The sequence below is a fragment of the Kitasatospora hibisci genome (assembly GCF_043950205.1).
In the GTDB taxonomy this organism is placed as follows: domain Bacteria; phylum Actinomycetota; class Actinomycetes; order Streptomycetales; family Streptomycetaceae; genus Kitasatospora; species Kitasatospora hibisci.
On the sequence record NZ_CP171642.1, the window covers coordinates 3,568,130 to 3,581,293 of the forward strand.

General features: G+C 66.8%; 13 protein-coding genes. 3 read left to right on the forward strand and 10 right to left on the reverse strand.

The features are described 5' to 3' along the window. Window positions 1-95: 95 nt before the first annotated feature. From ACF9IK_RS15155 to ACF9IK_RS15175, 5 genes are all read right to left on the reverse strand, one after another. Window positions 96-1,538, reverse strand: coding sequence for a replication initiator (locus ACF9IK_RS15155; protein WP_395294735.1), 1,443 nt, complete (start codon window positions 1,536-1,538; stop codon window positions 96-98). Window positions 1,539-1,665: 127 nt separating this feature from the next. Next, on the reverse strand, window positions 1,666-1,857 hold the full coding sequence (locus ACF9IK_RS15160) for a hypothetical protein (RefSeq protein WP_395294736.1): 192 nt from the start codon (window positions 1,855-1,857) through the stop codon (window positions 1,666-1,668). Next, window positions 1,857-3,170 (reverse strand): FtsK/SpoIIIE domain-containing protein, encoded by a 1,314-nt coding sequence (locus tag ACF9IK_RS15165; protein WP_395294737.1) that lies wholly within the window; start codon window positions 3,168-3,170, stop codon window positions 1,857-1,859. Before ACF9IK_RS15165 ends, ACF9IK_RS15160 begins: the two co-directional genes overlap by 1 nt. Then, complete coding sequence (locus ACF9IK_RS15170; RefSeq protein WP_395294738.1) at window positions 3,167-3,367, reverse strand: hypothetical protein; 201 nt, start codon at window positions 3,365-3,367, stop codon at window positions 3,167-3,169. The genes ACF9IK_RS15165 and ACF9IK_RS15170 overlap by 4 nt, the downstream gene beginning before the upstream one ends. Then, window positions 3,367-3,723 carry a hypothetical protein gene (locus ACF9IK_RS15175; RefSeq protein ID WP_395294739.1) on the reverse strand — a complete coding sequence of 119 codons (357 nt, stop codon included), beginning with the start codon at window positions 3,721-3,723 and terminating at the stop codon, window positions 3,367-3,369. The genes ACF9IK_RS15170 and ACF9IK_RS15175 overlap by 1 nt, the downstream gene beginning before the upstream one ends. A gap of 242 nt (window positions 3,724-3,965) precedes the next feature. Here ACF9IK_RS15175 and ACF9IK_RS15180 point away from each other — a divergent pair, with 242 nt between their 5' ends. After that, entirely contained in the window at window positions 3,966-4,757 is a 792-nt protein-coding gene (locus tag ACF9IK_RS15180; RefSeq protein ID WP_395294740.1) for a GntR family transcriptional regulator, read from the forward strand. 578 nt (window positions 4,758-5,335) lie between these two features. Here the strand turns inward: ACF9IK_RS15180 and ACF9IK_RS15185 are convergent. The 4 genes from ACF9IK_RS15185 to ACF9IK_RS15200 form a co-directional block, all read right to left on the reverse strand. Further along, on the reverse strand, window positions 5,336-7,678 hold the full coding sequence (locus ACF9IK_RS15185; protein ID WP_395294741.1) for an NACHT domain-containing protein: 2,343 nt from the start codon (window positions 7,676-7,678) through the stop codon (window positions 5,336-5,338). Between the two features lie 197 nt (window positions 7,679-7,875). After that, a complete protein-coding gene (locus tag ACF9IK_RS15190; RefSeq protein WP_395294742.1) occupies window positions 7,876-8,169 on the reverse strand; it encodes a hypothetical protein in 294 nt (97 codons plus the stop codon). Window positions 8,170-8,563: 394 nt separating this feature from the next. After that, the gene (locus ACF9IK_RS15195; RefSeq protein WP_395294743.1) at window positions 8,564-8,869 is read right to left on the reverse strand and encodes a hypothetical protein; all 306 of its coding nucleotides are present in this window, start codon (window positions 8,867-8,869) and stop codon (window positions 8,564-8,566) included. Between the two features lie 160 nt (window positions 8,870-9,029). Continuing rightward, a complete protein-coding gene (locus ACF9IK_RS15200) occupies window positions 9,030-9,500 on the reverse strand; it encodes an ATP-binding protein (protein ID WP_395294744.1) in 471 nt (156 codons plus the stop codon). A gap of 223 nt (window positions 9,501-9,723) precedes the next feature. On the opposite strand from ACF9IK_RS15200, the gene ACF9IK_RS15205 reads away from it, so the two are divergent. Together ACF9IK_RS15205 and ACF9IK_RS15210 are read left to right on the forward strand one after the other, a co-directional pair. Continuing rightward, window positions 9,724-10,944 (forward strand): tetratricopeptide repeat protein, encoded by a 1,221-nt coding sequence (locus tag ACF9IK_RS15205; RefSeq protein ID WP_395294745.1) that lies wholly within the window; start codon window positions 9,724-9,726, stop codon window positions 10,942-10,944. 17 nt (window positions 10,945-10,961) lie between these two features. Continuing rightward, window positions 10,962-11,675: a creatininase family protein gene (locus ACF9IK_RS15210; protein ID WP_395294746.1), complete on the forward strand. Its 714-nt coding sequence runs from the start codon at window positions 10,962-10,964 to the stop codon at window positions 11,673-11,675. A 66-nt stretch (window positions 11,676-11,741) separates the two neighbouring features. On the opposite strand, the gene ACF9IK_RS15215 is transcribed toward ACF9IK_RS15210, so the two are convergent. Further along, window positions 11,742-13,082 carry a dicarboxylate/amino acid:cation symporter gene (locus ACF9IK_RS15215; RefSeq protein ID WP_395294747.1) on the reverse strand — a complete coding sequence of 447 codons (1,341 nt, stop codon included), beginning with the start codon at window positions 13,080-13,082 and terminating at the stop codon, window positions 11,742-11,744. Between the last annotated feature and the right edge of the window lie 82 nt (window positions 13,083-13,164).

Sequence of the window (13,164 nt, forward strand, 5' to 3'; positions counted from 1 at the left end):
CACCCCGGAGAGCTGCTCGTCGTAGTCCTCCGGGGGTACCCACCTCGAAAGGATCTCCGCGATCCAATCGGCCACCGCGCCGCTTTCCGGGAGAGTCATGACCGCTCGCCCGCCGACTGCCTGGCGATCTCCCGGTTGGCGGCGAGATCTTCGGCGATGCCGGCGGCAAGGAGCGCTTCGGCGGGAGTGTGACCGGTCCCGACGAAACGCCAGGCGGATTCGGTGATCGTCGTGTCGTCCCAGTCGGTGTACAGGTCGCGGACACCGGCCAGGGTGCGGGCGTGATCGGCCCGGTCGGCCCGGAGTTGGCCGTAGGTAGTGGAGTAGGCGCGGGTCTTGGTGAGGCAGTGGCCCCGGTAGCCGAGCATGTGGGCCCAGGCATGCAGTCGGAGGTGCCGTAGTTCGGGCAGGTCGCCGAGACGCCAGGCCGTGGCGATGAGCGCCCGGACGTGGGAGGTGACCCGCAGCGCCCGAATCTCCGCCAGCGACTCGATCCGTCGGTCGACGGCCCCCGCGCTCTCGACGCTCTTGCTCGTGTACTTCGCGACGTACGCGGCCACGGCGTCGTCCGTGAGCCTGCCGCCGTCGCTTCCGGCGAGCGGGTGGGCGTCGAGCTGGGTGCCGAACCTCAGTCGGCCGTCGCCGTACGCCGCGGACCAGGGAAGAGTGAGCGCCACAGCCGCCGCGGCTGACCGGACGGTCTCCAGGAGAAGATCGGTGCTCGCCCACGACGGAGGATGCGAGGCCGGACCATCGGGACCGTCCAGGCGGACGACCGCGTGGAAGTGGATCGCACCGCGCCTCTGATACTCGGCGACCTTGGCGGCCGAGACGCGGGTCAGCCGACGGATCTCGCCGCGGCCGACGCCCATCCGGGCGGCGAGGTGGTGGTAGAGGTTGTCACGGAACGCCTTCCACAGGACCGGCGCGGAGGCGTTCCACAGGATGTGGCCCGGATAGTCGTAGCAGGCGGTGCACAACGGCTGCCCGACGAGGACGTCCGTGGCCGGGTGGGTGCTGCCGCAGCCGTGCCGCCCGCTGTGTTCGCAGCGCCCACGCCGGGCCGGGTGGCAGGCGCCGACTCGGTGGACCCGGCCGAACGAGGGGGCGGTGAGAGTGACGAACAGGCGGGGGTGGGTCCGTACGGAGTCCGGGATTCCCTTGCCGCCGGTGAGCCCGGCGCGGACCAGGTGGAAGGTGTCGCCGCTGTGCTCGCGGGAGCAGGGTGCGCAGCGGGAGGCCCGCCGGTTGCGGCAGCGCACGGCGAGTCGGCCGTTCGGCTCGGTGGCCGTTGTGTAGTGGCGGAGGATTTCGCCGGTGTCGGAGGCGAGGGCGGTGGTGTGTCCGGCGAGGTAGACCGGTACTGCGCAGCCACCGGTGGCACGGATCTGGTCGAGCCAGCGTGCCAGGTCGGGCATATCACCGAGGCGGACGAAGTCTGTTTCGACTTCCGATAGTTGGCGCAGCCGCGCCTCCCGGTCGAGGAAGGCGCGGCGTGCGGTGGGGTCGGTGTACGGGTTGATGCCGGGTTGGGTCATGGCGGATGTCTCCAGGGCCAGGGTTCGCCGGGCCCCGGCCGGGCCAGACATGCATCGGCTCGGCCGGAGTCCTGGTGGGGGCGGGCGGCGGGGGCGGTTGGGCCGGTTGGCACGTTGATCACGTCCTTCAGGTGGTGTGGGTGAGGCCCTGGACGATCCAGGTCACGACATGGATGACCGGGTCGGTCCAGCCGATGCGGTCGAGGTAGATCCCGAGCAGGCCGACCAGCACGACCTGCCAGGTGCGCAGTTCGCCCGAACGGACCAGGAGGAAGGTGACGACCGCGAGAATGACGATCAGGACTGCGGTGGTGTCCATCAGACGTAGACCCCTTCGTCCGACTCGTCCGCCGCGTGGAGGCCGGGCCAGGAGGGGGCGAGGCGTGCGTGCTTCCTGGCGGCGCGACGGGCCTGTTCGGGGGTGATGTGGATGGAACGCGCCCTGATCCACTGGCCGTCGGTGTCCGCCGTGATGGCGACGCCCTGTTCAGCGAGGGTGATGCGCTGAGCAGCGGCCAACGCGTCCTTGTTCAGGTCGCCGAGCGCCATCTCCGCCGTGCCTTCGTCGCTCACGCGGTGGCAGACGCGGCCGGCCAACTGGGCCCGCAGGGCCGTGACGCCGGGGCCAAGGTCGGATCCGACGCGTTGCCCCGCGATCACGAGGTGCACGCCCAGGGCGGCGCCGAGTTGGGCGAGCCGCAGGAGGTGGGTCGAGATCTCTCCGACTTCGGCCTTATCGTCCCTGGTGGCGACGAGGTACAGCTCCGCCACCTCATCCACGATCACGACGATGGGCGACTTACGGAGCTTGGCCGGAAGGTCCCACACCGATCGGGCCCCGACCGAGCGGCACAGTTGCATGCGCGCCTCGGTCTCCGCGACGAGGTCGGCCAGGAGGCGTGCGGCCTCGGTCCGCGTCGATGCCAGCGCCGACAGCCTGTCTTCGAACAAGGACAGCTCCATGCCGCCCTTGAGGTCGATGCCGAACAGGGCGACGCGTTGCGGGGCAAGTTCCTTGACCAACGCGGCGACCAGCGTGGACTTGCCGGAGCGGGTGGCGCCTACGATCAACCAGTGCGGCGCGCGGCGCAGGTCGATCACCCAGGCTCGACCGTCCTCCAGCAGTCCGACGACCGCCCGAAGGGGTCGTTCGCGCAGCCGGTACGGCAGCACCGGGGCCACGAGCGGGTCCCAGGCCAACGCGGACAGCGTCACGAAGCCGCGCTCGCTGGAGAACAGCCGTACCGAATGCACTCGCCAGGTGTGGGTGAGGGCTTCGACGGTCTCGCAGTAGTGGTCCGGTGTCTGTCCGGGGTGGAGGCGCACGGTCACCTCCAACCCACCGCGTCGCAGTTTCGGGAGTCCGATGCGAGGAGGAACGGGCCGGAGGGGATCGCCCCGCACTGCCATCCCGCCGACCACGGCCCGTGCGGGGCGGCGCGCCACGGCCAGGCCGAGGTTGGTCGTCAGCCGGCGCCAGGTGAGAAGGACCCGGATCAGGGCCGCGGGGTAGCCGAGCAGGCACCACCACAGGTGGGGGTGAGTGCGCCGAAGGCCAGGGGCGATGCTCAGCCCGATCAGGACCACGGCGAGGAATCCCAGCCAGAGAAGCTGAAGCACGGACACGCTCATCCCCCGTTCTCCATCGCGGTGTTGTGCGCCTCGGTCTCCAGGTCGCGGGCCTGGCCAACGGCCTTGGCGGCGAGGCCCGCGATGTGGTCGAAGAGCTGGGCACCGCTGTCGTCCGGGGCGAACGGGTCAATCTCTTCGGCGAGGTCTCCGAGTTCGCGCAGGAGGCCCCGGAGCCGGACTCGGTTCGCGCCGCCCATCAGGAGTCGGAACCCTTGCGCGAAGCGGCCGGGGCGGCCGGGGCCGGCGCAGGGGTGATGGAATCGGCACGGAAGGACAGGCCGTGCCGGTCTCCCATGGCCCAGGAGAAGGCCGTCAGGCCGGTGACGTGCACCTGAACGCCTTCGACGACACCGGCGGGCTCGCCCGAGACGCTGATCTCGATGATCGAGGCCCGCCGACCGTCCTGCCGTACGGCAACTCCGACCGTGTACACGGTCTGGCCGTCACGGTCCTTGCGCACCTCACCGGTTTCTCGGTTCGCCACCCGCGCCTCAGGAGCAACGATGCAGGTCATCGTGCCGAGCCGGGTGCCATCAACGGGAATGGACTGCATGAGCGCACACTCCAAGGTCACAAAGGCCGCATGACGTCAGTCGTCAAACGTACTTACCTTTGCTCTCTCGATGATGCGCCGCCTTGACGCCCAAGCGCAAGCGATTCATGCTTACGTTTAACGCCTAGCGACTGACGACAGACTCACTGCATGCGGCCCGAGCTGGGCAGACGACCACAAACGAACGCTCGAAAGCACACGCGCGAGGCGGGCGAGGCGCCCGCACCAAGGGGTCAACCACGATGGCGATCATCCGAAACGAGGCGCTGCACAAGCAGGTGGCCGCGGCCATGAGGCAGTCCATCGCCTCAGGCGAGTGGCCGCCCGGCACCCAACTGCCCACCGAGACGGATCTCGCGGAGACGTACGGTGTCTCCCGACCAACCGTCCGGCTCGCCGTGGCAGCTCTCCGCAACGAGGGCCAGTTGGACGTGAAGCAGGGACGCGGCACCTTCGTCCGGACCACCGTCCACGGCCCCGCCGGCACTGTCGAACGCACCATCACCCTCAGCGGCAGCCACTACGAGACGCCCACCGACACGTGGTTCGGGCACGGCGAAGAGCCGACCGTCTACCGCACGCGCACCGACGCCATCACAGCCCCGCTACTGGAGATGGGCGAGGGCGAGATGATGCTCGGCTGTGACCGCCTGATCGCCAACCCGGCAGGCGAGGGGCGCGCGCTGCACCGACTGCTGCTCCCCATGGAGCGCATCGAGGACACCCCGCTCAGCCAGCAGCCCACCGCCACCCCTGCCGAGGCGTACGCGATCCTGGCCGCCGCCGGCCGCGAACTCACCTGGCGTGACCGGGTCAGCGCCCGCGTCCCCCAGCCCGACGAGCGCGAGGCTCTTCGCCTCTCCGAGGCCGCTGTCCTACTGGTCGTGCACCGCGTCACCTACGACGAGGTGTCGAACCTCCCTCTCATGGTCGAAGAGACCCGGCTCGGCGCCGAGACCACCGGGCTCACCTACGCCGTCGAAGCACGGAAGCCCAAGCGCGCCGCCCGCACTGCGAAGGCCTCCGCCCACTGACAGCACGCGCACAGCATTCAGCCCCCATGCCCAGGCCGGACGTGGGGGCTGTCGCATACCTTCTTCACTTACTCAAGGGCGCACGCGGCGCGGCGCGCGGCCCAGGCCGCTCGCCGTCGCTCCTGTCTTCGCCCCGCTCCCGGCGGCGGCCGGCCGCGCACAGGGCTGAGGTCAGAACCGGCGGCGGCTGGGGCGGGCTCCTCAGCGGTTTTACCCACCTCTCCGGACCGGGACCCGAGTCGAGCAAGACCGGGGGGCCACTCGGCCAAATTGCGGTCAGGCCCAAAAAGCCCTGACCGAGTCGCAACAGCTTACGGCCCCCCGATCATGCTCGACCCCAGACCAGACAGGGCACCGGCCAAAACCGCTCCCCCGCCCGCGCGCCTCAGCCCTTCACATATCTCCACCAGCACCCGACGGTGCCAGGCGTCATCAAGGAGTTCCCGTCCGCATCATTAATTAAGCCCGCTAAGGCTCTAGAGTCGCGGACGCTTTAGCATTAGCGGCGAGAAATCTCGGTGATGTCCGACCTCGGACGGAGGGGGCCGCCCAAGACCCAAACCCACTGCTCCCACGACTTACGAGCTAATTCCCTTACTTCCATTCACAAGAGGATCATCACCCACTCTGGGCGCCTCAAGGAATGCTCGGACCCGAGGCCCGGCACTACGATCAGGCAGCCAGATCTTGTTCTTCCCCTGCCGCGTCGCAAACACAAGGCCTTCCCGCTGAAGAAGTCGCAAGGCCGGCGCCACGAGAGCCGCATCGGTCGCGCTCATTCCTCTGGTAAGAGCACTGTCCTTCCGGCCACTGCCACGCTGCATATAGAGTTTTCGGAGTAGAATCATGACAACGCGCGTCCCAATGGGAAGAATCGATGCATCCATGATCGCAGCATTGCGATCAGCAGCATCAGGAAACTCCGCAAAATCGCAACTCTGGAAGTTGTCCGCCGGCATGTCAGACTCCCCAAGGCGACCTATCGTTTCACCAAAGTCGCAGGAGGAGAAATGCGGAATGCGTGCGATTGCAGGATCCCCGGAAACAATTAGTTCAGAGAATAGGCAGTGAGTAAAATCTACCCCACTGAGGTCCGGCCCACCTTCACTGATGTCCAAGCTCGGAATAATGGCGTTCGTGACTGAATAACTGAGTGCACCGCTCGGCTGAAGATCAATATCCAGGGAAATTGCAATCCGGACGATATCTGCAGCCAGTTCACCACAATCCGTTCGGATGGCTCTGTCTAGCGCCTTACGGATCTGCCCTTCCGGAATTTCGAGAGTGGCAAGCTGGTGTGCCGCTACCTCAATCCCAAGCGGCTCCATAGAGGAGTTCCACTTCTTTGGATCGAATCCCGCATAGTCGCCGTGAGGATCTACGATGAATCGAGTCACATGTGCAGCCTGGGCAGCGCTCGCCAAATCAATATCTACAAACCGGCGCGTACCCTTTTCGGAGTCGTCCTCCTCCCCCCCAAGCCCAGGTAGCCGCTGAAGCAGAGTGAGCTCCCGGTCACTGGGCGGCTGACGTCGGACAACGGTAAATGCATCGACGATATCATTCATCGTCACAGGTCCGACACCCTGAGGGGTTTGGCGTGCGAATCCCGCAAGCTGTTCAATAACCGTCCTTACGGCTACACCATCGACGCCTTGCTTAATGAAAGATTCCCGCTCACTAATTGTACTCAGGAGCCAGTCCCATCCAGGAGCTGGCGCCAACCCTTCACTTCCCGCAACATTGTGAATCACCCCTTCCGCCGCAAGATGCCCGAGAAGAAGAGGCCTCACAGGAAGCCAATCCGGAAGTGCCCCGCCTTCAGAGTTCTCAAACTGGCCGAGAAACTTCCGCGCCTGCTCATCCGTAAAGTCACTGAGAGATGCAATCAAATGCGGAGAGCCATCAAATAGGCTCCTCCCCATCTCGTCCAGCGAATCAAAGTAGAATCGCCTGCCGGCAACGGCGACTCCAACTTCAGGCGGCGCTTCCCTGGTAAATTCCTTGATCAGGATGGTGGCGGCTCGCCTGTTCTCCCGAATCGCCTCGGTCGATCCGCTCCACCCCGGTGCCGCCAGCTCGTCAAATCCATCAAGAAGGATGTAGGCAAATCCACTCTTCCAGGCATTCACAAGCTTGTGCGGACTTGGGAATCCTAGATGGTGCGCATGCCTAGAAATTGCCTCCGCCGGATCCTCCTGCCCGAAGTGACGGCGGAGACTGAGGGTAATAGGGAAGCGATGAGACTCATTCCTGAGATACTTATCCCTGAGTCGCGAGTGAATCTCTCGAAGAGTCATGCTCTTCCCGGCCCCGTAGTCCCCAAGGAGGGCTAGGTTCGCTCCAGACTCAATTGCGGAAACAATCTCCGCGATCGAAGACTCCGTCTTTATCGGCGCCACCCGAGATGTCTTCCTCGGATGCCCAGGCTTGGGCCTGAGCGCCCCGGCCGTCACTGCAATTCCCAGAGGAACGTACTTAATGAGCTCAACCGCACTGTTCGTGGTTGGGTTGGAAGCGCTTCCCCAACTGGCCCTGTCCCTGAGTCTCAAGTACTCGCGCGCATCAACGATCTTGGAGCGGAATTGGTCATATGAAACGACCTCAATGCTCCGATCGTAATCGCTATGCAACACCTTCCGCTGATCGGCTGTTGGTGGGTGATATGTCACAAACCAAGCCTTCGCGAAGGCCCCCCTAGCTCGCGCCTTCTTCAGGTGATCACGAAGCTTTGGCCCGACATTGTGCGCTTTATCAATCCTGCGATCCATGGTCGCTTCAACCATGTGTGACACCTCTTCGGTGTCGAAAACGCCGTCGACCTCACGGCCGTTTACGATCTCAGGACCGCCGTGCTCGGCGCTGGGCCAGAGCGCACGCGCCACCCTTCGCACATCTTCTTCAAACTCAAACGAGGACATACTTGACATGTGCAGTGTCCTGATCTCCCGTAAGGGCTACTGTCCCCTAGTCAGGCTGAGCGCCCACCTCTATGCCGTTCCAGAGCCAAGGCTAGGCCCTGCAACCTAGCCAACGCGACCCTCTTGAGCCGTGTCCCATAGGTAAGTTGACTCATGCTCGGCTTCCCGGTCTCGCTCACGTGCACTGGCCTCGACAGTCAGGTCGACCCACGTCGTACATGCGTGGCCAAACACAACAACTCTTCCAGCCTCAGCCATCCTTCGGCAGCGCCCTCCAGCCGAACCACCGGACCGCCACAGGCATCGGTGTCTGCGATGGCCCGAAGCTGCGTGCGGTCCACACCACACGCAGCGAGCAGGCTGTTCAGCTCATTCGCCATCCGTCTTGCGGCTCGCCAGCCGGCCGCGTAGTCGACGTCCGGCAGCCATACCCACGTGTCCGGGTCGAGGTCCGCCGCCAACTCCGCACCGAAGTCGTCGTCCCCGTGCAACAGCCTCTCAACTCCCCTGATCTCCAACCGAACCGGCGTCATTCGTGCACAGGCATGCCGAGGAGCCCGATACCATCGGCATCGGGTTCCGACCCACCGGACCACCCCACTCCGGCCAAGGTGACGGGGTGGTCCGGTTCGTCTTCAGTTGTGGTGGATCAGGTCAGATGCGGTGAGCCACGAGCTGGTTCAGCCCCGCTTTCCTCGCGACGGATGCGCTCTGCGAGCTGGAGTCGTGCGCGCTCTCGGAAGCACGGCTCGGCACACCACTCGGCCACCTCTCGGTGTGTGGCCCGTCGGCTCGACGAGATGATCCTCATGGGCCAGGCGAACTGGCCGTCCAGCCACCACCAGGTCACCGCACGACTGACCCAAGATCGCAGGCTTCGGCGCCTCACTCGGGCACCGCCGGATCAGCTGGGTAGAGCTTGACCACGTACGAGGTCAGCCCGATGAAGGCCAGCGCGCGCACCTCTCCGTAAGTCGCGAGCCGGTGGCCGATGGCCTGCACCGCCGGCGGGCCAAGCAGGTCGTCGAAGTAGTCCTGCTGCTCGGAGCTGAGTGGCAGTGCCCGCAGTGACGCGAGCAGCGCCGCCAGGGCGTCCGAGAGCTCGGCGAACTGTGCGGGCCCGGTGAGTCCCCCGACCTCCACAGTCACCGGGAACGAGTCAGTCGAGGACGCCTCCGCAGTCGTGGTCACCGGGCCGATACCTCCCCCGCACGACGCGGGTGCCACCGGTGCACCCCGACCGTCTGACCGTTCACGACGATGTACCGGGCCAGTGCCGTGCGCAGTCCCGCACCGCAGTAGTGGCACCTCGTTGACGCCGCCCCGGACGCCGCCCGTCGGCTCCAGGTCATCACGCACCACCTTCCGGGCCCACCATGGCCCAAACGATCTTTCCGATGCCCTCTGGTCGCGGCCCCCAGCCCCACTCCGACGACAGCTCCTCCACCAGGCTGAGCCCGCGGCCCGAGACGTCGTCGGGCCCGGTCGACCGGCGGATGCCAGGCTTTTCGTTGCTGGCGTCGTGCACTTCGATGCGGAGGTGCCCGTGCACCATCTCCAGCCGCAGGGCAATCTCCCTGCCGGGGGACACCCGGGCGTGCACCACCGCATTGGCCACCAGCTCGCCAAGCACCAGCGCACCGTTGTCAAGGAGACCCGCCCCGTCGGGAACCTGCCCGAGGAAGTCCCGTAAGTGGCCTCGCGCCACCCCGGACGACCGCCGGTGCCGAGCCAGCATCACTTCGAACGGCGCCGCCGCGGCAGCCTGCGTGTAGGGGCCGTCGTCGACCCGGAGCCTTCCCGAGCTGATCACGTGCACCACTCTCCCGATGCTCGGACAGGGAGCCGGAACCTGGTCGTTCCGACCCTCGGCACCAGATTGCCGAGTGGGAATGCACGCGACGTACCCAAGCTGATTGCCCACCGTGGGTAAACTCACGGTCAATCAACTCACTTGCAGCGACTACTGATCACCGGCGGTGGTAGTGGTGACCGAAGCACGTCTTCCGGACCGGCTCCCACCGGTTCTGCTCTCCAATCCGGAAATGGTCACCGCGTGCCGTGCACGGGACTTCGCGGAGGTCTTCCGCCTGCTCAAACTCGCCGGTGTCTACCCGTCGCTCATCGCCCGTGCCTGCGACCTGACACCGAGCCGAGTCGGCGAGGTCATGGCCGGCAGACGCAGGATCGAGAAGATCGGTCTTGTCGAGCGGATCGCCGACGGCCTTCACATCCCCGGCCACATGCTCGGACTGGCTGCGCGGGTCTGGGAGCAGCAGCCCACACCGCAGATCCGGCGCCGGCCTCCGCAACCGTCCGCCACCACACAACGGCTCGGTGCGCCGCTCGATCCGGAGTTCTTCGTCGACCACCTGCGCTGCGTGATGCCTGGCCATTACAAGGCCGCGAACCTCCTGGGCTCGCGCCACGCACTCGACTCCGTGACCCGGAACCTCCAGCAACTGGACCGCCTCCAGCAGAACGCCGGCGGTAGAACCCGGGACGAACTGCTCAGCATCGGCGCCCGCACCGCGGAATTCCTGGGCTGGCTCCACCAGGACCTAGGAGACTTCGACCAGGCCGTCTACTGGTCGGACCGCGCCATGGAGTGGGCACAGGAGAGCGGCGACGACGTCATGGCCGCCTACGTGCTGTTCCGCAAGAGCAACCAGGCCACCGCCCGCCGCAACGCGCAGCAGGCCGTGGGGCTGGCCCGCGCCGCCCAGCGCTCCACCGGCGCCACGCCGCGCATCCGGGCCCTGGCCGCGCAGCAGGAGGCCCAAGGCCACGCGCTCATGGGAAATCCGCGCTTCGCCCAGGCGAAGTTCGACGAGGCCCACGAACTCGCCGCCGAGCAGGACGACTCGCACGACAACGACGCCCTCGATCTCGCGTACTGCACGCCGACCTACATCGAGATGCAGCGCGCCAACTGTCTGATCGAACTCGGTGATCCGCACACCGCCGTGGCCATGTTCGAGGCCGAGCTACGCGCCTTGCCGACGATCTACCGCAACGACCAGGGCGTCTACCTCTCCCGACTGGCCCGCGCGTACGCCGTCTCCGGTGGGCCGGAACAGGCCGCGGCAGCGGCCGACCGGGCCCTGTCGATCGCCATCGACACCGAGTCCGCGCGAGCCATGTCCGAGCTGTCCGCAGCCGGGAAGGCACTCCAGCGGTGGAACGCCGTACCCGAAGTAGCCACATTCACCAGTCGATTGACGCTGATGACCACCACGGCCAGCTCTCGACCGTCGGCCATCTGATGGGAGAGGGTGGGCCCATGGACGCACTGATCACGGCCGCCACCTCCGCCGACGAGCGCCAGCGCGGAGCCAAGGTCGCCGTACTGCCGGTCGGCAGCTTCGAGCAGCACGGTGATCACCTGCCGCTGACCACGGACACCGTAGTCGCCAGCCTGATCGCACAGCGGATCGCCACCGACTACGACCTGTTCCTCCTGCCGCCCATCACGGTGTCCTGCTCCCACGAGCACGCCCACATGCCGGGCACCGTCAGCATCAGCGCCGCCACCCTCTACGCCGTGATCAACGACATCTGGAGGTCCCTCCAGGCCTCCGGGGTCCCCGGCCTGCTCATCGTGAACGGCCACGGCGGCAACTACGTCCTCTCGAACGTCGTCCAGGAAGCCAACACCACCGGCCCTCACGTCGCTCTCTTCCCCGTGCGCGAGGACTGGCACCAGGCCCGCGCCGATGCCGGTCTGGAGAGCAGCAGCACCGAGGACATGCACGGCGGCGAACTGGAGGTGTCCCTGCTCCTCCACGGCGCCCCGCACCTCATCCGCGGCGGGATCGAGCAGGACGACCACTCCGCCCCGGAACGCCCCCATCTCCTCACCCTCGGCATGGCCGGCTACACCGCCAACGGCATCATCGGTCAGCCGTCACTCGGCACGGCCGCCAAGGGCGGGCTTCTCCTCGAAAGCCTCTCCCGCAGCGCCGCCGCTCATCTCGCCATCCTCACCAAGAGCTGACGCCCGGCCGGAAACGCGACTCGGCCCCTCTCCTACGCCAGGAGAAGGGCCGAGCTTCGGGGCGGATCAGGCCGTGGCCGGAGCCTTGGCGGAGGCCTGTGCCGGGATGGTCACCGGCTCGTCCAGCAGGGCGCCCTGCGGGTTGTTGTAGGCCTCGCGGTCGATGGTGCCCTCGCGAGCAGCGACGATGATCGGCGTTACAACTTGACCGGCGACGTTGGTCGCGGTACGCATCATGTCCAGGATCGGGTCGATCGCGAGCAGCAGGCCGACGCCTTCCAGCGGCAGGCCGAGCGTCGACAGGGTCAGCGTCAGCATCACGATCGCACCGGTCAGGCCGGCCGTCGCAGCCGAGCCGATGACCGAGACGAAGGCGATCAGCAGGTAGTCCTTGACGCCGAGGTCGATGTTGTAGACCTGGGCGACGAAGATCGCGGCAAGCGAGGGGTAGATCGCGGCGCAGCCGTCCATCTTGGTCGTCGCGCCGAACGGCACGGCGAACGAGGCGTACTCGCCCGGGACGCCGAGGCGCTCGGTGACGCGGCGGGTGACCGGCAGGGTGCCGACCGAGGAGCGGGAGACGAAGGCCAGCTGGATGGCGGGCCAGGCGCCCTTGAAGAAGTTCAGCGGGTTGAGGCCCGCGGCGAACCTCAGCAGCAGGGAGTAGACGCCGAACAGCACCAGCGCGCAGCCGACGTAGATGTCGACGGTCAGGGTCGCGAAGGGCTCCAGCAGGTCCCAGCCGTACTTGGCGACGGACTTGCCGATCAGGCCGAGGGTACCGAGCGGCGAGAGGCGGATGACCCACCAGAGCGCGGTCTGGACCAGCTCCAGCACGGACTCGCTGAGCTTGAGGACCGGCTCGGCCTTGCTGCCGAGCTTGAGGATCGCCGCGCCGGTCACGATCGCCAGGAAGACGATCTGGAGCACCTCGACCTCGGTGAAGGCCGTGACGACGTTGGTCGGGAAGATGCCGGTCAGGAAGTCGATCCAGCTGCCGCTGGACTTCGGCGCCTTGAGGCCCTCGGTCGTGAGGTCCGTGCCCTCACCCGGGTTGGTCAGCAGGCCGAGGCCCAGACCGATCCCGACCGCGATCAGCGAGGTGATCGCGAACCAGAGCAGGGTGCGGACGGCCAGCCGGGCCGCGTTGGTCACGTTCCGCAGGTTGGCCACGGACACCACGATCGCGGTGAACACCAGCGGCGGAACGGCCAGCTTCAGCAGCTGGACGAAGATCCTGCCGACGGTCTCCAGGGTGGTGGCCAGCCAGGAGATCTCGGCGGTCCGGGCCAGGTAGCCGAGGCCGGCGCCGAGCACGAGGCCGGCGACGATCTGGACCCAGAACGGGGTCTTGCGGATTCGGGCGAGCACGGACGGCGACGAGGTCGCCTCGGGCGCTGTGGGCATGGCGGTGCGGCTCCGGGGGAGGGCGTTGCTGACGGCGGAGGGGCGGGGCAGGCGGCACGGCGCGCGGGCCGGACAGGGAGCA

Excerpts from the sequence above, each read along its gene's own strand:
- ACF9IK_RS15210 (WP_395294746.1), top strand. The coding sequence starts at position 10,962 with ATGGACGCACTGATCACGGCCGCCACCTCCGCCGACGAGCGCCAGCGC.
- ACF9IK_RS15165 (WP_395294737.1), bottom strand. The coding sequence starts at position 3,170 with ATGAGCGTGTCCGTGCTTCAGCTTCTCTGGCTGGGATTCCTCGCCGTG.
- ACF9IK_RS15175 (WP_395294739.1), bottom strand. The coding sequence starts at position 3,723 with ATGCAGTCCATTCCCGTTGATGGCACCCGGCTCGGCACGATGACCTGC.
- ACF9IK_RS15185 (WP_395294741.1), bottom strand. The coding sequence starts at position 7,678 with ATGTCCTCGTTTGAGTTTGAAGAAGATGTGCGAAGGGTGGCGCGTGCG.
- ACF9IK_RS15205 (WP_395294745.1), top strand. The coding sequence starts at position 9,724 with ATGGTCACCGCGTGCCGTGCACGGGACTTCGCGGAGGTCTTCCGCCTG.
- ACF9IK_RS15160 (WP_395294736.1), bottom strand. The coding sequence starts at position 1,857 with ATGGACACCACCGCAGTCCTGATCGTCATTCTCGCGGTCGTCACCTTC.
- ACF9IK_RS15215 (WP_395294747.1), bottom strand. The coding sequence starts at position 13,082 with ATGCCCACAGCGCCCGAGGCGACCTCGTCGCCGTCCGTGCTCGCCCGA.
- ACF9IK_RS15155 (WP_395294735.1), bottom strand. The coding sequence starts at position 1,538 with ATGACCCAACCCGGCATCAACCCGTACACCGACCCCACCGCACGCCGC.
- ACF9IK_RS15170 (WP_395294738.1), bottom strand. The coding sequence starts at position 3,367 with ATGGGCGGCGCGAACCGAGTCCGGCTCCGGGGCCTCCTGCGCGAACTC.
- ACF9IK_RS15180 (WP_395294740.1), top strand. The coding sequence starts at position 3,966 with ATGGCGATCATCCGAAACGAGGCGCTGCACAAGCAGGTGGCCGCGGCC.